This window comes from Microcoleus sp. MON1_C1 (assembly GCF_036701945.1).
GTDB lineage: Bacteria > Cyanobacteriota > Cyanobacteriia > Cyanobacteriales > Microcoleaceae > Microcoleus.
This window is the reverse complement of record NZ_JAUBRO010000036.1, coordinates 24052-48346: the sequence shown is the minus strand read 5'-3', so window position 1 is coordinate 48346 and position 24295 is coordinate 24052. Positions and strand designations below refer to the sequence as shown.

Annotated in this window: 18 protein-coding genes; 11 read left to right on the top strand and 7 right to left on the bottom strand. The window is 45.2% G+C overall.

What is annotated here, in order from left to right; genetic code table 11:
* The first annotated feature begins 115 nt into the window (after positions 1-115).
* Positions 116-598: an Hsp20/alpha crystallin family protein gene (locus QUA62_RS20005; protein ID WP_333406211.1), complete on the top strand. Its 483-nt coding sequence runs from the start codon at positions 116-118 to the stop codon at positions 596-598.
* A gap of 183 nt (positions 599-781) precedes the next feature.
* Here QUA62_RS20005 and QUA62_RS20000 read toward each other — a convergent pair whose 3' ends face one another.
* Both QUA62_RS20000 and QUA62_RS19995 read right to left on the bottom strand, forming a co-directional pair.
* Positions 782-946 carry an SDR family NAD(P)-dependent oxidoreductase gene (locus QUA62_RS20000; protein ID WP_333406209.1) on the bottom strand — a complete coding sequence of 55 codons (165 nt, stop codon included), beginning with the start codon at positions 944-946 and terminating at the stop codon, positions 782-784.
* 886 nt (positions 947-1832) lie between these two features.
* Positions 1833-2033 (bottom strand): hypothetical protein, encoded by a 201-nt coding sequence (locus QUA62_RS19995; RefSeq protein WP_333406207.1) that lies wholly within the window; start codon positions 2031-2033, stop codon positions 1833-1835.
* Positions 2034-2213: 180 nt separating this feature from the next.
* Here QUA62_RS19995 and QUA62_RS19990 point away from each other — a divergent pair, with 180 nt between their 5' ends.
* The 4 genes from QUA62_RS19990 to QUA62_RS19975 all read left to right on the top strand — a co-directional run bounded on the left by QUA62_RS19990 (position 2214) and on the right by QUA62_RS19975 (position 11657).
* Complete coding sequence (locus tag QUA62_RS19990; protein ID WP_333406205.1) at positions 2214-8288, top strand: AAA family ATPase; 6075 nt, start codon at positions 2214-2216, stop codon at positions 8286-8288.
* Between the two features lie 9 nt (positions 8289-8297).
* Positions 8298-9797 carry a response regulator gene (locus QUA62_RS19985; RefSeq protein WP_333406203.1) on the top strand — a complete coding sequence of 500 codons (1500 nt, stop codon included), beginning with the start codon at positions 8298-8300 and terminating at the stop codon, positions 9795-9797.
* A 161-nt stretch (positions 9798-9958) separates the two neighbouring features.
* Positions 9959-10636 (top strand): TdeIII family type II restriction endonuclease, encoded by a 678-nt coding sequence (locus QUA62_RS19980; RefSeq protein WP_333406232.1) that lies wholly within the window; start codon positions 9959-9961, stop codon positions 10634-10636.
* Positions 10637-10706: 70 nt separating this feature from the next.
* Positions 10707-11657, top strand: coding sequence for a PmeII family type II restriction endonuclease (locus tag QUA62_RS19975; RefSeq protein ID WP_333406201.1), 951 nt, complete (start codon positions 10707-10709; stop codon positions 11655-11657).
* A gap of 45 nt (positions 11658-11702) precedes the next feature.
* Here QUA62_RS19975 and hisB read toward each other — a convergent pair whose 3' ends face one another.
* Together hisB and fabI are read right to left on the bottom strand one after the other, a co-directional pair.
* A complete protein-coding gene (hisB, locus tag QUA62_RS19970) occupies positions 11703-12341 on the bottom strand; it encodes an imidazoleglycerol-phosphate dehydratase HisB (RefSeq protein ID WP_190657741.1) in 639 nt (212 codons plus the stop codon).
* A 207-nt stretch (positions 12342-12548) separates the two neighbouring features.
* On the bottom strand, positions 12549-13325 hold the full coding sequence (gene fabI / locus QUA62_RS19965) for an enoyl-ACP reductase FabI (RefSeq protein ID WP_006634022.1): 777 nt from the start codon (positions 13323-13325) through the stop codon (positions 12549-12551).
* A gap of 340 nt (positions 13326-13665) precedes the next feature.
* Here fabI and ntcA point away from each other — a divergent pair, with 340 nt between their 5' ends.
* The 4 genes from ntcA (at position 13666) to QUA62_RS19945 (ending at position 18424) form a co-directional block, all read left to right on the top strand.
* On the top strand, positions 13666-14331 hold the full coding sequence (gene ntcA, locus QUA62_RS19960) for a global nitrogen regulator NtcA (RefSeq protein ID WP_006634020.1): 666 nt from the start codon (positions 13666-13668) through the stop codon (positions 14329-14331).
* Between the two features lie 77 nt (positions 14332-14408).
* Positions 14409-16139, top strand: a complete 1731-nt coding sequence (locus QUA62_RS19955; protein WP_333406199.1) for a DUF3084 domain-containing protein — start codon at positions 14409-14411, stop codon at positions 16137-16139.
* Positions 16140-16409: 270 nt separating this feature from the next.
* A complete protein-coding gene (locus QUA62_RS19950) occupies positions 16410-17543 on the top strand; it encodes a formylglycine-generating enzyme family protein (RefSeq protein ID WP_333406197.1) in 1134 nt (377 codons plus the stop codon).
* Between the two features lie 485 nt (positions 17544-18028).
* The gene (locus QUA62_RS19945) at positions 18029-18424 is read left to right on the top strand and encodes a pre-16S rRNA-processing nuclease YqgF (RefSeq protein ID WP_333406195.1); all 396 of its coding nucleotides are present in this window, start codon (positions 18029-18031) and stop codon (positions 18422-18424) included.
* 133 nt (positions 18425-18557) lie between these two features.
* Here QUA62_RS19945 and QUA62_RS19940 read toward each other — a convergent pair whose 3' ends face one another.
* Together QUA62_RS19940 and QUA62_RS19935 are read right to left on the bottom strand one after the other, a co-directional pair.
* On the bottom strand, positions 18558-19028 hold the full coding sequence (locus QUA62_RS19940) for a hypothetical protein (RefSeq protein WP_333285865.1): 471 nt from the start codon (positions 19026-19028) through the stop codon (positions 18558-18560).
* A gap of 459 nt (positions 19029-19487) precedes the next feature.
* On the bottom strand, positions 19488-21068 hold the full coding sequence (locus QUA62_RS19935; RefSeq protein WP_333406193.1) for a photosystem II high light acclimation radical SAM protein: 1581 nt from the start codon (positions 21066-21068) through the stop codon (positions 19488-19490).
* A 375-nt stretch (positions 21069-21443) separates the two neighbouring features.
* Between QUA62_RS19935 and QUA62_RS19930 the strand changes: the two genes are divergently transcribed.
* Complete coding sequence (locus QUA62_RS19930; protein WP_006634015.1) at positions 21444-21833, top strand: DUF1830 domain-containing protein; 390 nt, start codon at positions 21444-21446, stop codon at positions 21831-21833.
* 237 nt (positions 21834-22070) lie between these two features.
* Positions 22071-22661 (top strand): hypothetical protein, encoded by a 591-nt coding sequence (locus QUA62_RS19925; RefSeq protein WP_333406192.1) that lies wholly within the window; start codon positions 22071-22073, stop codon positions 22659-22661.
* Positions 22662-23067: 406 nt separating this feature from the next.
* Here QUA62_RS19925 and QUA62_RS19920 read toward each other — a convergent pair whose 3' ends face one another.
* On the bottom strand, positions 23068-24153 hold the full coding sequence (locus QUA62_RS19920; RefSeq protein ID WP_006634013.1) for a DUF3474 domain-containing protein: 1086 nt from the start codon (positions 24151-24153) through the stop codon (positions 23068-23070).
* Positions 24154-24295 lie beyond the last annotated feature (142 nt).

The window sequence follows — 24295 nt, the reverse complement described above, 5'->3', positions numbered from 1 at the left end:
GGGGTTTTCCTGGCTGTTGCTCCTACTTAGGAAGCGGCATCATGATAACTGTAAGCAACGGGCTTCAACCCAAACTTTCGTTATAAAGTCTTACCAATCTTTGAGGTGACAGATTATGTTGATGCGCTATTGGCAACCATTCACAGAAATTGAAACGATCCGCCAGCAACTCGATAAAGTTTTTGACCAACGGGCAACAACGAAAGATAACTCACAAGCCACTTGGATGCCCGCTGTGGAATTTGCTGATGCTGGGGACAACTTCGTATTAAAAGCGCAACTGCCTGGAATTGACCCCAAAGACATTGACGTTCAAGTCACTCGCGAAGCAATTTCTATCTCTGGCGAACGCCGCTACGAAAACACAGACGAAAAACCCGGCTACGTCCGCTCAGAATTCCGCTATGGCAAATTCCACCGGACGCTTCCCTTGCCCGCACACATTCAAAACGACTCTGTGCAAGCTGAATACAAAGATGGCATTCTAACGCTAACCCTGCCCAAAGTGACTGAAGCTCGCAATAAAGTCGTCAAGATTAACTTGGCTCAAATTGCTGGAAATCCAGCGAATCCGGCCCTAGAACAGGCTAACCAATAACGATCGGCGTTTGGTGTAACGAATGGTGAACTCAGTACGCAGAAGGCTGCGCTTAATTGAGTGAGACAAATTTTACCAAATTGAGCCTGATTGGATTTACCTAACAACAACGGAATTGGAAAAACTCATACCGGGAGCTACAATTGCTCTCGGTATTCTTTATTTGGGAAAGCCTTAGAAAAGCTACCTATAGGTGTAGCGAATCTGGTTGACTACTTCGAGTGCAGATGTTGGAGAATCGCAATAGTTGACACAAATATCTGCACCAGATTTTGCTAATTCAAAGGCGATGCCAGCACCAATTCCTTTCCAGCTACCTGTGACAACTGCAATCTTATTGGCAAGCATAGTTAGTATTGCAAAATACAGGTAATTACACCTATTCCCCAAGTTTTGCCAACTCTGCGATCGCTCTCCTTTCTATTTTAGATTTTGGAGCTACCATTTGCACAGTCGTATTGCCAGTCCAATTAACCTAAACTTTGGGCTGTAATTTTACACTGTAAACTGTGAATGCGTTCAAGGTCAATGAAAGCTAGGGTCATTGCTTGAATTTTATCGTCAATTTTAACTATCAATTTTAACGCCCGCTAAAAAACAGCAATCCCACCGAGGGAGGCATATTTTGTTTCATACCCAAGGGCGTGAACACATGGGACGTTGGTAAGAGGGTGAGGGATTAACAGCTCGCTGTGCGGGTACACGCCCTGGTTTTTGGACAACGTTTGGTGGTTGTGTGACCGCGAAAGGAATTAACCTGAGGAGTGATCCCGTTAATTTAGAATTTGATACACAGCATGACAGTTGGCGGTAAGCTCACTCTCATGCGTTTCAAGTAACTCGCAGTCGCGATAGCTAGCCCAGTTTTTGCCCAATATCCTTGATAACGGTAAGGCAGGAATGTTTTGACGCGAGTACGATCGCCATCAACGCCCCAATTTTTGGGAAACTACACCCAAACCAAAACCCCAACACGCCCGCCATGCCCAAACTTCCCGAATGCGCTCGCTGTCTCCTCGATCGCCCGCAACCCACACTTAATCTGTGCAGTTCATCCCACAGGCTCAGACACCGACACTTGCCCCGACTTTTGAGCAGACGCCAACGCTGAACCCGATGAAGTGTGGGAACCCGAAGGGGCAAGCTACTATGGTGGCGAATTGATTCTGCAACCGAGGCAGCGGTGGACACCAGAAAGAAAAACAGTTAGAACTTTTGGATACCCACCCACTGTTTACTGACCGGTGTCCCCAATGTGAAATGACTTACCCCCAGTATGAAACGCCGCCTGTTCATTGGGATTGTTCGGCTTGCGGATGGATAGATGATTCGGTTTGAGGTGATGGTTGACAACGATAATTATCAGCAACGGCAAAACACTCGATCGACACCCCCCTTGAAAGTGCAGCCAACTAATCCCCCAACAAACACCCAAAACGCGCCTTGACGCAGCACAGTTAACAACACAATCTCATGAGACCATGATTGCCAGAAGCGAAACATGAGCTCACTTTTGTTGAGTAAATTACTATGTTACGATCAGCTCCAATAATAATTAACTTTTAAAACCGGCCTTAACCTCACACTCAATTCCCTTGCGATCGGTAGAATAACAATGACCATCAACTTAGCTGGCTATCAATTCGTTGAAACCCTCCACAGCGGGATAAGAACTTCAGTCGATCGCGCTCGGAAGGATTCAGACTTTTCCAGCGTGATCGTCAAAAGGCTAAAGGCTGAGTATCCCACTCTTTCGGACATCACCCGCTTGCGACACGAATATCAAATCCTGCACAGCTTGAACGTAGAATCGATTATCAAAGCCATTAGTTTAGAAAGCTATAAAAACGGTTTAGCACTGATATTAGAAGATTCCGGCTCCGAGTCTCTCAACGATTGGATGAAGGGTAAAAAAGTCTCAATCATTCAATTCCTTTCTTTGGGTCTCCAGCTTGTCTCTGCCTTAGCAGAACTCCATAAACATAACATTATTCATAAAGATGTAAAGCCACAAAATATTATCATCAACCCAGCCACTGAAAAAGTTAAAATTATTGATTTCAGCATCGCTTCGCGCCTGGAGCGAGAAAATTCGACGCTCAGCCATCCCGATTTGCTCGAAGGCACACTCGCCTATATGTCGCCCGAACAAACTGGCCGGATGAATCGGTCAATTGACTACCGCACTGATTTTTATTCACTAGGCGTTACCTTCTATGAAATGCTCACAGGCGAGTTGCCCTTTAATTCCACAGACCCGCTGGAATTGGTACACAGCCATATTGCCAAAACTCCCATTCCCCCTCACCAGCTAAATCCTGAAATCCCACCCCAAATTTCAGCGATTGCGATGAAGTTATTAGCTAAAAATGCTGAAGACCGCTACCAAAGCACTGAAGGACTAAAATTTGACTTAGAAACTTGTTTTATCCAACTACAGGCTAGCGGAGATATTTCCAACTTTGTTGTTGGAAGTGCGGATAAAGCAGGGCAATTAAATATACCGCAAAAGCTCTACGGTCGCTACAAAGAAATTGAAGAAATTCTAGAAACTTTCGAGCGCGTTGCCAGTGGCACCACCGAATTAATGCTGGTCTCCGGTTATTCCGGGATAGGCAAAACAGTTTTGGTCAATGAAGTTCACAAACCCATTGTGCGGCAACGAGGCTATTTTATTGCGGGGAAATTTGACCAGTTCAAGCGCAATATTCCTTATGCTTCCCTGATTCAAGCATTCCAATCCTTAACTCAGCAACTTCTAACCGAAGGCGAAGTAGAAATCCAAACTTGGAAAGAAAAACTGTTATCCGCTTTAGGCGATAACGGACAAGTCATCATTGATGTTATCCCTGAAGTCGAATTAATTATTGGCAAACAGCCACCCGTAGCAGAACTAGGGGCAACTGAAGCTCAAAACCGTTTCAGCCGCGTCTTTAAACAATTCATTGGCGTATTTACGACTATTGACCATCCCTTAGTTATCTTCCTCGATGACTTGCAGTGGGCGGATTCAGCATCGTTGAAGTTAATTGAATTGCTAATAACTGATTCTGATAGCAAGTATTTCTTGCTGATTGGGGCATATCGAGATAACGAAGTTTCTCCAACTCATCCGACGATTCAAACAATTGACAAGATTCGCCAAAGTGGTGCGACGGTGAATAATATTGTCCTTCAACCATTACACCTAGTTCATGTCGAAGAATTAATTGCGGATACTTTAAATGAAGCTGGCGGTTCGGAATCCCTTTCAGTAAAGACGCGAAATTTCGCGTCTCTACTTTTTAATAAAACGCAGGGCAATCCTTTCTTCTTAAGTCAACTCCTCAAAACTCTCTATCAAGAAGATTTGTTGACTTATAACTTCACCCCCCTAATCCCCCCTTACCAAGGGGGGACAAAGGGGGGTTGGCAATGGAATATCGAGCAAATTCAAGCGATCGGCATCACCGATTACAATGTTGTCGAACTGATTGCTAGAAACATACGCAAATTGCCAGAAGATACCCAAAAAGTATTAAAATTTGCTGCTTGTATTGGCAACACTTTTAACTTAGAAGTTTTGGCGATTGTCAATCAGGAATCATCCTTAGTCACGGCGGCGCAATTGTGGGCAGCACTTCAAGCTGGGTTGATTTTACCTTTGAGCAACGAATACAAAATTCCCCTCGTATTTAGTCAGGAAGAATCGGGCGGTTTTACCTTAACTGATGTGAAGGTTGACTACAAGTTTTTACATGACCGAGTGCAGCAAGCTGCCTATTCTTTGATTCCAGATGAGCAGAAAAAAGAGACCCACTTAAAAATCGGTCAACTGCTGCTGCAAAGTACAACGCCCGAAGACCGAAAAGAAAATATTTTCGCTTTAGTTAACCAACTCAATTATGGTACTGACTTACTTACCACTGAATCCCAAAAATATGAACTAGCCCAATTGAATCTGATTGCAGGTCAGAAAGCGAAAGCTGCTACAGCCCACGATTCCGCCGTCAAATATTTGCAAGTGGGTTTATCTCTGCTAGCGGTAGATAGTTGGGACAATCGGTATGAACTGACATTAAGGCTGCATGAGGAAGCAGCAGAGTCAGCATATTTGAGTGGTGATTTTGACGGAATGCAGAGATTCGTTGAGATAGTACAAAACTGCGCCAACACGCTATTGGACAAAGTAAAAGTGTACGAAGTCCAGATTCAAGCTTATATGGCGCAGAACAAGCTGGTGGAAGCATTGAATACGGGGCTGCAAGTCTTAAAGCAGTTGGAGGTAGAGTTTCCCGACTCGCCAAACCCATCTGATATTGGCCAGGCGCTGGGGGAAACTGCGGCAATTTTGAGCGGAACCCGAATGGAGGACTTAATCGATCTCCCTGAAATGACCGATCCTTATCAATTAGCAGCGATCAGGATTTTGTCAAGTATATTTTCTGCTTGCTATTCTGGGATGCCCGCACTGGTGCCTTTAACAGTGTGCAAACAGGTCGATTTATCCGTTCAATATGGCAATGCTTCTGTGTCTCCCTTTGCGTATGCGCTATACAGTCTTCTTCTTTGCGGGGCGGTAGGAGATATTGAGCGGGGCTATGAGTTGGGCCAATTAGCTTTACGTCTAGTGTCAAAGTTAAATGCCAAAGAAATCGAAGTCAAGACTTGCCACTTAGTGTATGCTGCTGTTCAACATTGGAAAGAACACGTCCGAAATACCTTAGAACCTTTCCTGGCAGCTTTCTCTACGGGGCTGGAAACTGGAGATTTAGAATATGCTGGCTATGCCGTCATGGTGTGGAGTCATTACTCGTTTTTTGTTGGCAAGCAACTAATGCAACTCGAACGAGAGATAGCAACTTATACATATGCCATTCATAAAATCAGCCAAGAAACAGCGCTTAATAATACAAAAATTTGTTGGCAAGCCGTCTTAAACATGATGGGAAGAAGCGAAAATATATGGCAGTTAAAGGGGGAAGTCTACGACGAAGACAAAATGCTGCCGCTATATCAGCAAACCAACAACCAACTGGCAATTCATTACTTATACTTGCACAAAGTTGCGCTTGGTTATGTGTTTGAGAATTACGCGGAAGCTTTAAAAAATATCCCTCAAGTAGAAAGTTCTTTCGGCTCATCTACAGGGCAGCTAACTGTTGTTATCTTCTATTTCTACGATTCTCTAGTACGGCTAGCTGTGTATCCTGAAACTTCGCAGTCCGACCAACAGGACATTCTTAACCGAGTACAAGCTAATCAAGAGAAATTGCAAAAATGGGCGCAGTATGCCCCAATGAATCATCTGCATAAATTCTATTTAGTAGAGGCCGAAAAATATCGTGTTTTAGGCGAAAAAGTAGAAGCGATCGAGATGTACGACAAAGCGATCGCTCTTGCTAAAGAAAACGAGTATATCAACGAAGAAGCACTAGCTCAGGAACTCGCTGCTAAATTCTATTGTTCATGGGGTAAAGAAAAGATTGCCCGAACCTACATGACCGATGCTTATTATGCCTATATGCGCTGGGGAGCTTTAGCTAAAGTTAAACATCTAGAAGAAAAATATCCGCAATTAATAGCGCGATCGCCTGCGGTCACCGAAACCCCTTTCGATCCTAAGATGACAATTCCTCCTTTGACCATTACAGGCGGTCAAACAGAGTTGCTAGACTTGGCAACTGTAATGAAAGCATCTATTGCCATTTCTAGCGAAATTGTTCTACCTAACTTGCTCACCAAGTTAATGAAAATTTTGATAGAAAACGCAGGTGCTGAAAGTGGAGCGCTTATTCTCTCAAAAGAAGGTCAACTTGTTATAGAAGCGGCGGGGACTAAAGATCGAGTCCGAGTGCTGGAATCTTTACCAGTATCAACTTCTGGGCTAGTGCCTATTTCGGTACTTAATTACGTCACCAGAACTCAGAAAGATGTCGTTTTAAATGATTCGGGCCGCGAGGAAATCTTTAACGCCGACCCCTACATTACCCAGCACAAACCAAAATCAATTTTGTGTGCGCCTATCCTATATCAAGGTAAGTTAACTGCCATCCTGTACCTAGAAAACAACGTGATTGCTGGCGCTTTCACGCCGAAGCGGGTAGAAGTTTTGCGGATGCTATCGGGACAAGCTGCGATCGCCTTAGAAAATGCCAACCTCTATCACACTTTAGAAGTCAAAGTAGAAGAGCGAACCGAGGAATTAAAAGCCAAAAATACGAGCCTAGAAGTGGAAATTCAAGAGCGACAGCGAGCCGAGCAAGCGGCCGAAGCCGCAAACCGCGCCAAGAGCCAATTTCTCGCCAACATGAGCCACGAACTTCGCACACCGCTCAACGGCATTTTAGGTTATACCCAAATCCTCAAACGAGACACAGGTTTAACCAGTCAGCAAAATTCTGGTATTAACATCATTCATCAGTGTGGCGAACACCTCCTCACTCTGATCAATGACGTTCTAGACCTGTCCAAAATCGAAGCCGGAAAAATGGAACTCTATCTCACCGAGTTTCACCTGTCAGACTTTCTCCAAGGCATTACTGAAATCTGCCAGATTCGCGCCCAACAGAAGGGAATCTCTTTGATTTACGAACCGCTAACTGCACTTCCCACTTGCGTCCAAGCCGATGAAAAAAGGTTGCGGCAAATTCTCATCAACTTACTCGGTAATGCCATAAAATTTACCGAAAAAGGAGGCGTTAGTTTTAAAGTACACAGGCTGGAGACTCAGCAATCTTTGTCATCACCAATCGCCAATCCCCAATCCCTAACAGCGAAATTTATTTTCCAAGTAGAAGATACAGGCATTGGCATCGCGCCGGAGGAACTCTCAAAAATATTTTTGCCCTTCGAGCAAGCCAGCGATTCAGTTAGCCAGATAGAGGGGACAGGATTAGGGCTGCCAATTAGTCGCCAATTAGTGGAGATGATGGGCGGCGAACTGAAAGTACAAAGCTCTTTAGGTAAAGGCAGTATTTTCTCGTTTGAGTTAGAGTTGCCTATTACCGAAAACTGGGAAGGGTATCAAAAAGAAACTGAAAAAATTATCAGGGGTTTCTCAGGCGATCGGCGGAAAATTTTAGTAGTTGACGATCGCTGGGAAAATCGCTCTGTCCTAGTTAATCTTTTAGATCCTATTGGGTTTGAATTAAGGGAGGCAACGGACGGTCAAGACTGCGTGAATAAAGCGCTGTTATTTCAGCCGGACTGTATTATAATTGACTTAGTAATGCCAGTCATGGACGGCTTTGAAGCGGTGAGGCGGATCAGAAAAATCCCTGCATTGAAAGATGTAATCGCGATCGGAACTTCTGCTAGCATTTTATCCGGCGAGCCCCACAGCATTTTCCAGGCTGGTTGCAACGCTTTTCTCCTCAAACCAATTCGGGCAGAAAAGTTATTAGAATGCTTGGGCAACCATTTAGGTTTAGAATGGGTTTATGAGGAGCGAACAACTTTCCGTTCAGAAGGTATATTTACCGATGCCTCTTCCCAAATCCAAGACCAACAAATGATTGCTCCCCCTTCGGAAGAAGTTGCAGTCCTGTTCGATTTAGCGATGAAAGGTGAACTCCTCAGTATTGAGAAGCGAGCCAGCAAGCTGAAGGCAATAGATATGCGTTATGCACCTTTTGTCAATCAGTTGCTTGAATTAACTAAAAACTTTGAAGAAGACAAATTAGTAGAATTTGTTCAACAGTTTAGATGAGGAGTAAAAATGACTAGCGAATCTTTAGACAGAGGCACCATTTTAATTGTGGATGATACGCCCACTAATCTGGGTTCAGTATTGGATTTTTTGAGCGCATCTGGCTTCACTGTTTGGGTAGCTCGCAGTGGGTCTAGCGCTCTCAAAAAAGTGCAATATTCCCAGCCGGATTTAATTTTGTTGGATGTTCTGATGCCAGAGATGGACGGATTTAAAACCTGTCAAAATCTAAAAGCAAATGACTTAACTAAAGATATCCCAGTTATTTTTATGACCGCGCTGGACGATACAGAAAGCAAAGTCAAAGGCTTTAATGTGGGGGGAGTTGATTATATCACTAAGCCCCTTCAACAGGAAGAAGTTTTAGCTCGGGCTATCACGCACCTGAATCTGCGAAATCTAACTAAAAAGCTTCAGGCGCAAATTGTCGAGCGCGAGCGAGCGCAAGCCGACCTACAAGTTTTGACACAAGAGCTCGAGACGCGAGTAGAACAGCGCACCGCTGAACTTTCCCAAACGAATGAACGCCTCAACCAGGAGGTTGCTGAACGCAAGCTTGCAGAAGCAGCTTTGCAAGCATCGGAAGCGCGAGAGCGGCACAAAGCCCTAGAGCTCGAAAATTCCCTGCACGAACTCAAGCAGGTGCAAAGCCAGCTCATTCAGAGCGAAAAAATGTCCGGGCTAGGTCAGCTCGTAGCTGGCGTAGCCCATGAAATCAATAATCCAATTAATTTTATTTATGGAAATCTTTCTTATGCTCTGGAATATTCAAAAACTTTGGTCACTATCCTTGACCTCTACGAAAAGCACTATCCTAATCCGGCTCCAGATATACAAGCAGAAATCGCCACAAGCGAGCTAGATTATCTCAAAGACGACTTGCCTAAAATGTTCAAATCGATGTACTTAGGAGCCGATCGCATCCGCGAAATCGTTTTATCTTTGCGCCTCTTCGCACGGCAAGAAGGATATGAAATGAGATCGGTCAACCTTCACGAAGGGATCGACAGCACGCTGATGATTTTACAGAGTCGGCTAAAATTTAACTCAGACCGCCCCTCGATTGAAGTAGTGCGGGACTATTGCCCAAACCTGCCCGAAGTGGACTGTTATGGGGGAGAAATGAATCAGGTATTTATGAATGTACTTGCAAATGCGATCGATGCTATTGACGAGTGGAACACGCAGAGATCGCTAGAAGAAATTAAAGCGAATCCTAGCGTGATTCGGATTAGCACAGAAGTAACAAGCAGCAATTGGGTAGCTGTCCGAATTGTGGACAATGGGCCAGGGATATCGGAAGAGGTTCGTCGCCACGTATTTAACCCGTTTTTTACGACAAAACCCCCCGGTAAGGGCACAGGGATTGGGTTGTCGATTAGCTGGCAAATTGTAGTGGAAAAACACCGGGGAAGCTTGGGGTGTATTTCTGCACCAGGCAGGGGAACAGAGTTTACTATTGAGATTCCGATTCGGCAGGAGTCTCCTGTCTTGTCGCTGTCAGCTTGATCTTCTGCAAAAAAGTTAGTGAATCCATCGGGTTGATTTTTTAAACTACTCCCCAATCTAGCCAGCTTAAAAAAAGTTGTGTGGCCGCTGCTTGTCAAGTTTCCTCACCAACGATCGTCATCCCAGGGGTCACAAACTAAAAAACCTAGGGGTCGCCGGGACTGTGTGCGATCGTCCCGTCAGACTTGCTACGGATTAACGAGTTTGAAAGAGGTTTCAGCAGCAGCTTGGGCACAACTTATGAAGAATGTGCAAAACTCATTGCTTTGGAACATCACCAAGAAGCAAGCAGAAGCTATGAAATTTCTGGCGAAGTTAGCATAGAGGCTATCAATGAAATTGAGCGTCAGATAGCGCTATTTGAGCAGTCAGCCGACAAAAATGGAAATAAACCTGCTTTTGAAGAAATGATAGAAGCTGTTCTTGAGGCTCAAAAAACGAACCATTTAGTTAGGCGATCGGTCAAAGCAGATTTGTACGTGCTATCCCGTGACGGGAGGAAATTTTTCTTTGAAATTAAAGGATCGAAACCCAACAAAGGACAATGCTTGGAGGTAATTCAACCCCTGCTGAGATATCATTTACTGTGCGGACTGTCTCGGCCCGATGCTCAATCTTATTCTGCTATGGCTGACAATCCTTACGGGCCAAATCGTTCAGATTATAAATGGTCAGTGGCAAGGAAGTACACGCCCTTTGAACAAGCTGTCATTATGGGACATGAGTTTTGGAATATTATAGGGGGAGAGACTGCCTACGAAGAACTTTTGGATATATATCAAGAAGTGGGGCGGGAGAAGGGTAAGCATATGCTTGATGCTCTTGCTTTTGGATTTTAGTAAAGTATGAGTTTCTTCAGCTTTCTCTTTTCAGTTAACTAATATATAAAAGAGTTGAGGACAAATAAAAGTGTCAGAGCAACTTCATGAATTATTAGCATTTATTTTAGAAAAAGAAGTAGGACTGCCTGCCAGAAAGTCTCGCTCTTTTGCCAGTCACTTTGCGGAGTTAGAAGAATTTTTTAACTTAGAAGCAGCAACACTCAGAAACGGCATCAGCAGCATATCTGGCCAAACAGCGCTCAGATTTACTCCCGATGAGATTGAACGCATTTTAGCATTTATATCTTCAGGCAAGCTTTCGCTGCAACTTACTATCGCTGAAAATTTTTTAGCCAGCATTTGTCGAGATTTTACTGGGCGACAGCTAGTTATGGTGGAAAATCTGACTTTAGGGAAAATTCATCCCAACCCATTTTTAATCAGGGCGTTAAATCTGGACACTCCTGAAGAAGTTGTCAGGCTTAATGTTTATATGACGGCTACTAGGTCTATTGTCACTTCAATGGGATTTTTTATTCAAAAACTATTGATATCTTGCTCTGAAAGTGCAGAAAGTCCACCGGAAGAGTCAGGATGGGACGCAATTAAAACTACCAGTGATGGTCAGAAATGCTGGATACAGGTCACAAGTGGCCCGAATGATATGGATAAAGACCAGATAGTATATTGGGCTGCCAAAATTGAGGAAAAAATTCAGGAGGGCGATCGCGCTTATATTGGTATAGCTTACGGCAAAAGAACTAATAAAACTGTAACACTTGGTTTGCTGAAGCAAATTTTGCCAAATTCGGAAATGATAACTTTAATAGGTCGAGAACTGTGGGATTTTGTCAGTGAAGATACTGATTTCACTGTCAATTTGTTTGAAGTTTTGCGTCTATCCGCCAGTCAAGTTTTAGCACAAAGTTCTATTGCTGAAGCTATAGAAAGGTGTAGCGATCGACTAATCGCTGAATTTATCGGAAAGTACGGTGAGGGAAGTCAAGGTGTTTTTAACTATATAGCAGATATATTTTGAGTGACAGGTTCGTAGTAGCGCCCAAACGCTACTACAAACCCCATACTACAAAACTCCTTTAGAACTCGGAATCCGACTGGCGCGGCGCGGATCGATTTCTACCGCCATCCGCAGAGCTCGCGCAAATGCTTTAAACGCCGCTTCCACAATGTGATGAGAATTTCCCCCCTGCAACTGTCGAATATGCAGCGTCATTTGAGTGTGGTTCACCACCGCCGAAAAAAACTCTTTGACTAATTCGGTATCGTAAGTGCCGATCCGCTGGTTGGGAATTTCCAAGCTGTAACTTAAGTGAGGCCGTCCCGAAAAGTCTAGCACTACTTCAATTAAAGCTTCATCCAAAGGTGCGATGAAATGCCCGAAGCGAGAAATGCCCGATCGATCGCCGACAGCTTTTGCTAGCGCTTGGCCTAAGGTAATTCCCACATCCTCGTTCGTGTGGTGGTCGTCAATCTCCAAATCACCGATCGCCTGCACGTCCAAATCGATCAATCCGTGAGAAGCAATCTGGTGCAACATATGGTCTAAAAACGGAATCCCCGTAGACGCCTTGCAAGTTCCTACACCGTCTAGATTGAGGCTGGCCGTGACATCCGTTTCCAGTGTCGTGCGTTTCACCAAGGCGGCCCTAGCTGGTTGAACTGAAGTTGCAGGAGGTACAGAAGGGCGATCTATTATCTCCATAATTCGCAATGGGTCATTCATTAGTTATTGATAATTAGTAATTGAAGATTACAGATTGAGCAGCGCTGATTCTCAAGTGTTTAGTTAAGAGAATTATCCACAACTCAAAACTCTCGAAAGGGGCGGTTTTTGCATAAAACTTACTTGTTAAAGTTAAAGTTTATTGTCTCAACCCGCCCCTACATAACTCAAAATTCTCGACAACTGTTACATTCCCATGATTTCGTAACCGGCATCGACATACAAAACTTGACCCGTAATTCCGCTAGCGAGATTGCTGCACAGAAAAGCCGCAGCATTTCCCACTTCCTGCTGAGTCACCGTCCGCCGCAGCGGCGCCACTTCCTCAACGTGGTGGATCATGTCCAGAATACCGCCAACTGCTGACGAAGCCAGAGTCCGAATCGGGCCAGAAGAAATCGCATTTACCCGAATATTTAACGGGCCCAGTTCAGCAGCCAGATAGCGAACATTCATTTCCAAAGCCGCCTTAGCAATTCCCATCACATTATAATTAGGAACTACCCGGACGCCGCCCAAATAAGTCAGCGTCACAATACTGCCACCCTCGGCCATCAGCGGTTTAGCTGCTGCACAAAGCCGTACCAGCGAGTAAGCGCTAATATCTAAAGCATTGGAAAAACCTTGGCGCGAAGTGTTGGTGAAATCTCCCGAAAGTTCGTCCTTGCCGGCAAAAGCCAGACAGTGGATCAGGACATCTAACTTGCCCCATTTGTCGGCGATGGTTTGAAAAGTAGACTCAATTTCGCTCTCGTCTTGGACATTGCAGGGCAAATACAGACTGGGATTGAGCGGTTCCACCAGTTCAGCGACTTTGCGCTCGTGCTTGCCTTTCTCGTCCTTCAAATAAGTTATGCCGAGGTTGGCCCCAGCTTTGTGGAGCTGCTGAGCGATGCCCCAGGCGATCGAGCGATTGTTGGCAATGCCCGTAACAAGAGCATTTTTTCCGGTCAAATCTATCATCTGTATTTCTTCTAGAAGCAACTAGCACCGTTCTCATTGGCTCTGTGCGACAACCCCGCCAGTTTAGACACAACTGATTCAGCTTTAACTGATTGAGACACAATTGAGACACAATTGAGACACAATTGAGACACAATTATATTAATTTTGCTGTGGAGCTACATGGGGGCGGAATTGAAAAAGTTAAGAGAAGGGCTAGATTTAATCATACAGTGCGTGTTTACCTTAACATTAGATGGAAGTAACCGAATCCTTGGATATTGGAGGTTGGGCAGTATATTTACTCAATAAGGTTAATCGGCAAGTTATAAAGTATTGATTAGTACAGAAGGATCTAGTCGTGACGCATGATAGACCGCTAGCAGCCGTGTTCCGCCAAATCAGCGGCGGGGCGTTTCCACCCATTGTGGAAACCTTTGAACGGGGCAAGACAATTTTTTTCCCTGGAGACCCGGCTGAGCGCGTCTACGTTCTCATTAGAGGTGCTGTGAAGCTCTCCAGGGTGTACGAAGCAGGGGAAGAAATTACAGTAGCCCTCCTGCGCGAAAATAGCGTATTTGGGGTGCTGTCTCTGATTACGGGACACCGATCGGACAGGTTTTACCACGCGGTAGCCTTTACGCCGGTAGAGTTGATCTCGCTGCCGATCGAACAAGTCGAGAAAGCGCTCAAGGAAGACCCGGAACTGTCGATGGTGATGCTGCGGGGACTGTCGTCTCGGATTTTGCAAACCGAGATGATGATTGAAACGCTGGCCCACCGAGATATGGGTTCGAGACTCGTCAGCTTTTTGCTGATTCTGTGCCGGGATTTTGGCGTGCCCGGTACAGAGGGGATTACGATTGATTTGAAGCTGTCCCACCAGGCGATCGCCGAAGCGATCGGCTCGACTCGGGTAACGGTGACTCGTTTGCTGGGGGATCTCAGGCAAGAAACAATGATCTCGATCCACAAGAAAAAGATCACAGTCCACAACCCGGTGGCTTTAAGCCAGCAATTCACTTGATGCCGAGAAAGTATAGGATTTTGGATTTTGGATTTTAGATTCAATCCAAAATCCAAAATCCAAAATCTAAAATCGGAATGACTGCTGGATACATCCTGGTATTTGTAATGTTAGTGTTGGGGGGTGTGATCGCCACTGTCAGCGATCGCCTTGGGACGAAAGTCGGCAAGGCAAGGTTGAGCTTGTTCAAGCTTCGCCCCCGCGATACTGCTGTTGTTGTGACAGTGATGGCCGGCAGCATCTTGTCAGCAATTACTCTGGCCATTTTGTTTGCTACTAGCAAGCCGCTGCGAACGGGAGTTTTTAGAATAGACGAGATTCAAAAAAGGCTCAACAACGCCCGCCGAGAAATCAACCAGGCCACTCAAGAAAAAAATCGAATTGAAACTGAATTAGCTCAAGCAAGAGCCGCTCAAGCGCAAGCTAGAGCCAATTTAGAGCAAATTAATCAATCCCTCCAAGCAGCTAATGCCGAGCAAGCTCGGACGCAAACAAAATTAAACTCGCTGCGGGCCCAGCTCAACAGCGTGCAAGCAGCCAAGTCTAAAACTGAACAGCAGTTAAGTCAGGTAGAAGCGGCTAAATCTAAGACAGAAGAACAGCTCAGCAGCGTGGAAGCAGCTAAATCCCGCACCGAAGAACAATTGAAACTGGTTGAAACGATCCGATCGACTACACAAGCTCAGCTCGATCGCACTGAGAACCAATTGAAAACAGTTTCTGCTCAAAAAACGACTTTAGGATCGGAAATCGCCCAACTGCAAGAGGAACGCCAACAGTTAATCGAGCAGCGAGAGCAGGTAAAAACTCAAATTGCCCAGCGCGATCGAGAAATTGCCAAGCGAGACGCAGAAATTGCCCAGCGGGACAAGGAAATTGCCCAGCGAGAGGGAGAAATTGTTAAGCGAGACGCAGCAATTGTCGATCGCAACGAACTAATTGCCCAACGAGACAAGGAAATTGCTCAGCGGGTGCAAAATCTGGCCGAGCGCGATCGAACTATTGTCGAGCGCGACAAAGTAATTGCCGAGAGGGAAGCACTATTAGAAACCTTGGCACAGCAACAAGCTCAACTCGAACAGCAACAAACTGTCTTGCAGCAGCAAGTGCAAGTTTTGGAACGCGACTTTCAGGCAATCCGCGAGGGTACAGTTGCCATCAGGCGCGGTCAAATTTTAGCTGCTGGCGTCGTTCGCATTATCGAACCCGGTATGGCGAGCCGCGCGATCGATCGGCTTTTGCAAGAAGCAAATAAAACCACCGTGGGACTGATGCAGCCGGAAAATAGGAAGGTTAGAGACCAGGTTATTCAAATTACTAAAGCAGAAATCGATCAACTAATTAGTCAGATTAAAGACGGTCAAGACTACGTGGTGCGAATTGTCGCGGGCGCTAATTACCTGCGGGAAGAAAAGGTAATTAAGGTATTTGCAGAAGCAGAAATCAATCGAGTGGTTTTCCGCGCTGGAGATGTGATTGCAGGGGTTGCTGTCGATCCGGTGACTTTGACCGACGAACAGGTGCGACAGCAGTTGCTGCAATTGATAGAAGCTTGTCAATTTCGCGCTCGCCTGATCGGTGTTGTCGGCGGTAGAGTCCAAGTTGCCGACAGTCAGATTGAAACTTTAGCTGGTTTTATCGAGCGATTGCAGCAGTACGAGAAACCGCTGGACGTTCAGGCGATCGCTGCAGATGTCACTTACATCGCCGGCCCGCTTAAAATAGATTTAGTGGCTCTTGAAAACGGAGCCGTTGTTTTCCGCACCGGACAACAACCACCGGGTCGAGGAGATTTGAAAGTTAAATAATAAGTGCGATCGACATATCGAATTTTAGCCAAGATTTTGGGCGATCTAATTACAGTTTTGCTTGACATTTTTGCGCCATTGACATATCATTTAATCCTGGGAATCCGTGCCCCCATATATATAGCAACCGCCACATCAGGCGCGGACATAAATAACCTCATAAATAGAGCCAATATCGGTCAAGCATAAATGGTTCGATTCCGGTACTATGCAATCATCAACTGCCAACTGCCAACTGTCAACTGTTAAAATGCAGGAGCGTGCGGTGTAATGTCAGACAATCAAAATGAACCCAGAGAATACGATGCCGTCCGTGGCGGTCAAAATTCAATTCCTGTCAATGCTGCGGTACTCGGAGGCATTCCTGGTGTTAAAAGCCGCCTAGCCTCACCCATTGTCGAAGTGAGAATCGCCGCCCTCTCCGAAGCACTCAAATATGGAGAAGCAGGCTTAGATGTGATAATGCAAGCCTTGCGCGAGGAATCAATGCAGGTGAAATTTGCTGCCTATTCACTCGTGAAAGATAGAGATGATTTAAAGATAAAACCGCAGTTTCAAGACTATCTTCCTACATTTGAATTTGATGTCATCACAGTGGATGCTGAAGGAAAAGAAAACAGTCGTAGAAAGTCTTTTGCTCATTACTTCCCGGAAGACTTAGGTAATGGAGTTGTGCTCGAAATGGTTTACATTCCCGGAGGCACATTTATGATGGGTTCGCCAGAAACAGAGCGAGGTAGAAAAGATAAGGAAAGTCCGCAGCATCAAGTAACAGTACCAGCTTTTTATGCAGGAAAATACCCCCTCACCCAAGCACAGTACCAAGCAGTTATGGGAAATAATCGCTCGGAGTTTAGAGGTGATAAACTTCCTGTAGAAACCGTAAGCTGGAATCAGGCTGTAGAATTATGCCGGAAACTTTCTGAAAAAACAGGCAAGATTTATCGCTTACTTTCGGAAGCAGAATGGGAATATGCTTGTCGCGCCGGAACTATAACACCTTTCTATTTTGGCGAGACAATTACCACGGATTTAGTTAATTATAACGGTTATCAACCCTATGGTGCAGCGCCCGAGGGACTTGTTCGCAGACAAACAATGGATGTAGGGAGTTTTGGCCCGAATGCCTTTGGACTTTATGATATGCACGGTCAGGTCGGCGAATGGTGCAGCGATAAGGTGCACATTAACTATGACGGCGCACCGATTGACGGAAGTTCTTGGGAAACTGGAACAAGTAGTGGCCGAGTGCTGCGTGGAGGTTCGTGGAGGATCGGTGCGGTCAATTGCCGTGCTGCCTTCCGCAGCTTCTTCCCTGCGCGCTACTCGGGCCTCTTGGGCCCGTGCAGGGGTTTTCGTGTAGCGGTTGCTTTGGCTGTCCCTTCCTCCCTGTCTTATCTGTGAGGACTCTTCTTGACTCTTTAGCCCTTTTCCCTTTTTCCTCTTTACCCTCTTGCGCGCGCTTTAATTTTTTTTGGGGGAACTCATCTTTGCACCGATTCAAGATAGTAGGGTGCGTCGCCATCTGCAATTTGCAAATCAAATCGACAATTTCATAGCGACGCACCGCCTGCACAGGGGTGAGAGAAACCGGGTTTTTGCGCGGGGAGTCAAAGAAACCGGGTTTTTTCGATAAATTAAAACGGGAAAGCAAAGATTGTGGCAAAAACCCGGTTTCTGATTTTAGGCATTATATGGCCGCACGGATTCCCATGATGATATAATATGTCACTTCTACAAAAAACTCAAGTAAAATAAGTACGATCGCCCGCAAAAATTTTGAGACATTCAAGAATGCAAGTATCAAATGATATCTAGGTTGGCGATGGGTTTCCTCGGCCACAACAGCGCAACTACAAACTTATTAACTCAGAACTAATAAATATAATATGATTTTAGGTTTCGATCCAGGTAAAGACAAATGCGGCATAGCTGTAATGGGTAGAGATAAGAAGGTCTGCTACTATCAAGTTGTGCTGTCGGAAGCAGCGATATCTACTATTCAATCTTTGTGCCAACAGTTTCCCATTGAGTTATTAGTGATGGGAGATCAAACGACTTCTAAGAGTTGGAAACAAAAACTGACGCAGAGTTTGTCGCCGGAGATCGAAATTGTTCGGGTTGACGAGAGGTTCAGCAGTTTGGAAGCCAAAGAACGCTACTGGGAAATGTACCCTCCGACGGGACTTTCTCGCTTGATTCCCCAGGGGATGCGGACTCCGCCGCGGCCGGTAGATGATATAGTGGCGATCGTCTTGATTGAGAGGTATTTGAACAAAACTTAGTCAATTTTATAAGCGTTACCACTGATTCTCTTTGATTATTAAGGAATCAATATGTTTTGGCTGCTCTTGAATTTTTCACTTAAATAAAATACACCCTAAATTTAGTGAAATTATCATTAAATAACAGTTAGTGTTACTTGATGACAGCTTCCGTCAAAATTACCTTACCATTCTGCCGGACTTGTAGGCGTTCCGGGTTAATCGAATAGATAATATTGCCGTTAGTCGCTTCATAAGTTCCGTCGTCACCTGTCCTTACTTGCATGACATTGATTTGGCTGCCATTTATTTTGCTGAGGCCGCGGTAAAAAATTTCGCCTTCCTGGGTTTTGCAAATGTATATAGAAAAGTTGGGCGTTGCGAAAAATTGCACCATTTGGGCTCTCGGACATCCCTCAACTTGAGCAATTTGCAGCGGTTGATTATTGCCCAAAGTGTTGGGTGCGATCGCCCGAACTTTGGCAATCGGTTGATTTAGTGGAGTTGCTTTTGCTGAGGCTGTCAAAAAGCCGTGAAGCGAAGCTATCCCGAAGGGAATCGCACTAATGCCTGCTATAACTAGACCTACTCCTTTAATGCCCTTAACTCTATCTTTATAAAACATCTTGTCACTCCTGGTTTTAACTATATAATTACATCTTAAGCGATCTTTGCTGGATATTAATAATATTTAATATCAGAGGTGAAAGGTGCAGAAACACGGTACACTGTCGGTTTAAGTAAGGTGCGAGCTGTGCACCCTACACCAGTGAAAATACATAAGTATGTCAATGCGATCGAAGGAAAGCAATCTCTTGCATTTATGACATTTTTAAGATTTTATGACTTGTTCGCGCCAATCTGAGAAACCGGGTTTCTTCATATATTTCTCGTTACTAAACCTTTGATTTTCGTAGAAACCGGGTTTCTCGCCTCCCAGGCGATCGCGAACTGACTCAGTTACAGCGTAATGTTTATTTGCGCTTAGCTATTTAGTGAAGAATAAAAAGGGAAACAGAAGATACATTTTTTCTCCCATTTCCCATTTTTTAAATAACCGTCCTCCTGACTGCGAACCTGGTAATTAATTAACTGCTGCCAACTGTTTGTCTTTGATTTCCACAGGCGCGGTTAATGCCTCTTCCAATTCCGCACAGCCGAGTTTTTCCTCCAAAATAGCCATCACTTCGCGGCCGAAATCATTGGAATTACGCTGCCAAGCTTCTAAACAAATTTGCCCGAAAAACGAACCCAAAGGCTCGGGATTCCACAGCAACTTGCGCGCTGTCCAAGGCATCAAACTCATGGGATCGTAACCAGGTTGCAGAATCTCCTTTTTAAAGGCGTATTCTTCCAAAATTGTGTGCGGCTGCAACCCGATAAAGAAAATAGCTGGTTCTACTTTATCGGCTCCGAAAATTCGCTCTAATTCTCGGTGATAAGCAATAGTTTGCCGGATGGTTTCAAAGGTTTCGTCAATGACGTTAAACGAGTAATTAACTGAAACCACATCGTTGTAACCTGCTGCTTTTAAATCGCGACAATTTTCCAAAACTACTCGCAAGTTGTAGCCCATCCGCATTTTGCGAACCAGTTCCTGGGAACCGCTGGTGATGCCGATTTCAAAGTAATTCATCCCCGTTTTTACCATCAAATCGCACAACTCTGGTGTGAGATTGTCCGCACGGATGTAAGCGGCCCAGTGTATGTCGTCCATGCCGGCGGCGATGATTTTTTGCAATAATTCAACTGCATCGTCGATGAATTTGCGTGCTGGGATAAATTGAGCGTCGGTAAACCAGAAATTGCGGATACCTCGATCGTACAATTGCCGAATCTCCGCCACCACCTCATCCGCCGGATTGATCCGCACTTGTTTCCCTTCAATCACCGTATAAATGCAGTAACAGCAATTATGAGGACAGCCGCGCTTGGTTTGGACTCCCACGTAGAAGTCCATATCCTGTAGATAATAGGAAAATTCCGGCCAAATGGTTTCGATGTAGTTATAATCGCAAGCAGTTTTCTCGATGTTGGCTGGTTTTTCGTGAATTAGCTTCGCGCGCGGCACGGTTTCTCCCACCACATAACATCTTTCCTCGGCCAAATCTTCGCCCTTAATCAACTTCTCCAGCAAAGCTTCGCCTTCCCCCACCGAAACCACAGTTCCCGCCGGCAAACTGCGGCCCAACTGCTCGTAAAACACGCTCACAGCACCGCCTCCGACCACTGCACGAGCTTCGGGGCGGTATTTCCGGGCCCGCTTCAATCCGCGCTTAATCAGTCCCAAATTGCGCCAGAGTTCGGTGTAGTAAGACGCTGCTAAACGCAGTCCTCCGAGTGCTCCCCGGAACTTGATCAGCGGATTTTTGGCGTAGTAAAACTCGAAGGCATTTTGCAGCGGATTGCCGCCCCTGCCGCCCACGGGCGCGTAAATTTGAATGTCCCGCCAAGAGAAAACCAGCAGAGTCGGCTTAAACTCGTCTATGCTGGCATCTAAAGCTTTAGCGAAATCCAGGGGGGGTACGGCACCTAAATCAAAAATGCGCTGTTCGACATCGGGAAACAGCTTGTGTACGTGATCCGAAAGATACACAACTCCGATCGGGAAAATAGGATTGCAAGGGAGGCGAACGTACAGGACTCGGTTTTCTCGGTTTTCCATGATTGCCATATCCTAAAGTGGAACTTTTTCAGCTATGTTAATATTCTTTTAATATAACTTTACAATCTATCTAATTTTCGCAATTTGACATTAAATATTCTTAAATTTTTCTATTGGGATTAAGGCCGAGCTTGTTGGTGTCGATCGGCGACAGCAGTAGAAAAAAGCTAATTTTTAAGCCAATACAGCGTATTTTGACAGAAAATCCCAGCGGGGAGTTAAAAACCAGATATTTATCCGGTTAAATCTTAAGTTAGGTACGATCGGTCTCTAATCTGTGAGGGAGTTGGTAGTCGGCTTTACAGTAGGCTGGGATCGCCTAGTGTTAGCCTGAGAAGATAACTAAAACTTTTAGGCAAAGCTCCCTCAGCAGTTATGGCTCAAATTCTTGACCCCGTACCCTCAGACGCCGACAGCAAAATTCTGTGCTGCTACGTCAACGCCACCAGTCAAATTCAGATTGCTCGCATCGCCAACATTCCTAACTGGTACTTTGAACGAGTGGTGTTTCCCGGACAGCGCTTAGTGTTTGAAGCGATGCCGGCCGCAGCATTGGAAATTCACACCGGAATGATGGCCAGTGCAATTTTGTCGGATAAAATTCCTTGCGATCGCTTGCAGATTAACGAAGGCCCCTATTCAAACGTCAATCCTAGCAGATCGCCAGAGGCAGTTCAGGGCGATCGAGCAGTAATGGTCGGCCGCCCCAAATCCCGAGAAATCTCAGAACCTTTGACTGTCCCGGCACTAACCGCCGTCGATTAATCGCAGTTGTGAGTTTTGAGTTATAAATTGTCAGTTAATTGATAACTCCGCGCTCAAAATTCCAACTTCTGCAAAGCGGTAAAAACTCAACAGTTAAGAATCAAAGTTTCTGAAATGAATTTTAGATCAAGACTCACAACTGCAAATATTGTCCGGTTTTTCGTATTTCCCTGAGTTTTGTTGGCGGGCCCGAAAGCTGTGCAAAAATATCATTAAACAGCTTCTCGAATTTCAGCCATGTCAGTAGAACCGATCGCCTCTTCCCCATCTTCTGCCCCAGTATTTGAGCCGGCGATATTCCGGCTTTCTCCCCTGATTAGAATCACGCTGTTGAGCTTGTACGCAGCCCTAACCATTCCCTTGCCCTTTTTGTCGGAAGTAACCAAAGCACCCGTTCCCCCCGCCGCACTCTGGGCAGCAATTGTTGTCGGGGCTGTGGGTCTCTACGGCGTGCTCAGTGAAAGGGTAATTGTCAGCGAAGAAGGGATTGAAGTCACATATCCCAACTGGTTTCCGCGTTTTTTTCGTAAGGGTTGGTCGCTACCGTGGACTGAGGTGAAAGCTCTCAAACCTCGATCGACCGGTCAAGGAGGTTTAGTTTACTATTTTTTGAGTCATTCGGGAGAAGGTTATTTGCTGCCAATGCGAGTGGCTGGGTTTGGTAAATTAGTCGGTTTGGTGGAAGCAAAAACAGGTATTGATACTAGAGATGTCCGCCCTTTGTCGCAGCCTTGGATGTATCTTATTTTACTTTTATGTACGCTGCTGTTGCTGTTGGTAGATGCGTGGACTATTGTCACGGCGATCGGGCTTAAAGGCAATCTGTAATATTATCTCCGGTATAATAACCGTTATAAAGTTGGTACTGAGGATTTCAGTCCTCATAAAACTTGCTCGGACTGAAGTCCTAACTAAGCTGTACTACATTTAGTTTTTATCTTTGGGGCGGGCTAGAAGCAACGGCTCACAAAAGTTGCCATCAAAATAAGTATATAGATTAAACGTGTGACAACTTAAAAACCTCTTTGATTGTGTTCTTTTCAGCGGATACGCTTAGCTAAAAAACATTTAGTTAGTTTGCATTTTTAAAACTCTTAAATTTATTGTGGGGTGGGCATCTTGCCCGCCCTATCCAGGTTAAATGTGGAACATCTTATTATCAAACACGCGCAAAAAAGAAAAACCCGGTTTCTTTAAGAAGCCGAGTTTTTACGTATTCTATTGTTTATTTAAGCTACTTAACTTCAGCCGATCGCCGACTGTGAGGCGATTCGTAGTAAACCCCCGATCCTGTATCCGAGACAAAATGACAATCCCAGTAAGAGCGAATAAAGCTCTTCCAAATTGGCTCGGTTGACTTGCGATAATAATCGCCCAACACTGGCTTGATGGCTTCCGTTGCTTCCTTCAAGTGATAGTGCGGCATTGTCGAGAAAATGTGGTGGGCTACGTGAGTCCCGATGTCGTGATGGATGGAATTGATGATTCCGTAGTCGCGATCGATCGTAGACAATGCACCTTTCAAGAAAGACCAATCTTTACCCCGATACCAAGGAATATCGGCTTCTGTGTGGTGCAGGAATGTTACCAAATCCAGCCACATCACGAACACTACATAGGGAACCAAGTAGAACTTGAGTAAAAACAGCCAACCAAACTGATAGGTTAGGGCGCCTAAAAAGGCTACCATCAGTACCAAGGATGCGGAACTCGTCAACACATCCCATTTTTCGGACGGACGGAAAATCGAGCTACCGGGCATGAAGTGAGAACCTTCCCGATCGGGCGATCGCCGAAATAGATAAATTGGATAGGCAAATAACATCAAATAAAAGCGTCCCAGCTTTTCGTACCAAGGCATTTGATTGTATTTGCTCTCCGATACCGGATACCAGCTTTCATCGTTATCTAAGCTGCCTGTATTTGCGTGGTGGGTTCTGTGACTAATCCGCCAACCGTGGAAGGGCACGAGAATTGGAGCGTGGGAGAGGTGTCCGATCAGGTTGTTGAGCCATTTGCTCTTAGAAAATGAACCGTGTCCGCAGTCGTGGCCCACTACAAACAATGCCCAAAACATGGTTCCCTGCATCAACCAAAAGATTGGGTAAAACAGCCAGGAATCGACGGTGTAGGCGATCGCATACAAACCGGCGATGATGCCAATATCTAAAAAGAAATAAGCCAGAGATTTCCATGCCGAGGGCTCAAAACAGTGGGCTGGAATGGCTGCCTTGATATCTTGAAGAGTAAAAGGTAACTCTGTTGTACGAGAGGACGAGTCTTGATTGCTCGGGGGATTGAGAACAGTATTTGATTGCACGAAGTTTCCGATTTAAGCTGACTTGAGAAACCGCATTCCGCCTTGTAACAGTCAATCGATTTTAGATTTTAGATTTTAGATTTTAGATTCACTCCACAGATGAATCTGGGGGCTTAACTAAGATCTAAATTTTTTGGCTCTC

Excerpts from the sequence above, each read along its gene's own strand:
- QUA62_RS20005 (WP_333406211.1), top strand. The coding sequence starts at position 116 with ATGTTGATGCGCTATTGGCAACCATTCACAGAAATTGAAACGATCCGC.
- QUA62_RS20000 (WP_333406209.1), bottom strand. The coding sequence starts at position 946 with ATGCTTGCCAATAAGATTGCAGTTGTCACAGGTAGCTGGAAAGGAATT.
- QUA62_RS19990 (WP_333406205.1), top strand. The coding sequence starts at position 2,214 with ATGACCATCAACTTAGCTGGCTATCAATTCGTTGAAACCCTCCACAGC.
- QUA62_RS19985 (WP_333406203.1), top strand. The coding sequence starts at position 8,298 with ATGACTAGCGAATCTTTAGACAGAGGCACCATTTTAATTGTGGATGAT.
- hisB (WP_190657741.1), bottom strand. The coding sequence starts at position 12,341 with ATGGAGATAATAGATCGCCCTTCTGTACCTCCTGCAACTTCAGTTCAA.
- fabI (WP_006634022.1), bottom strand. The coding sequence starts at position 13,325 with ATGATAGATTTGACCGGAAAAAATGCTCTTGTTACGGGCATTGCCAAC.
- QUA62_RS19955 (WP_333406199.1), top strand. The coding sequence starts at position 14,409 with ATGACTGCTGGATACATCCTGGTATTTGTAATGTTAGTGTTGGGGGGT.
- QUA62_RS19950 (WP_333406197.1), top strand. The coding sequence starts at position 16,410 with ATGTCAGACAATCAAAATGAACCCAGAGAATACGATGCCGTCCGTGGC.
- QUA62_RS19945 (WP_333406195.1), top strand. The coding sequence starts at position 18,029 with ATGATTTTAGGTTTCGATCCAGGTAAAGACAAATGCGGCATAGCTGTA.
- QUA62_RS19940 (WP_333285865.1), bottom strand. The coding sequence starts at position 19,028 with ATGTTTTATAAAGATAGAGTTAAGGGCATTAAAGGAGTAGGTCTAGTT.
- QUA62_RS19935 (WP_333406193.1), bottom strand. The coding sequence starts at position 21,068 with ATGGAAAACCGAGAAAACCGAGTCCTGTACGTTCGCCTCCCTTGCAAT.
- QUA62_RS19930 (WP_006634015.1), top strand. The coding sequence starts at position 21,444 with ATGGCTCAAATTCTTGACCCCGTACCCTCAGACGCCGACAGCAAAATT.
- QUA62_RS19925 (WP_333406192.1), top strand. The coding sequence starts at position 22,071 with ATGTCAGTAGAACCGATCGCCTCTTCCCCATCTTCTGCCCCAGTATTT.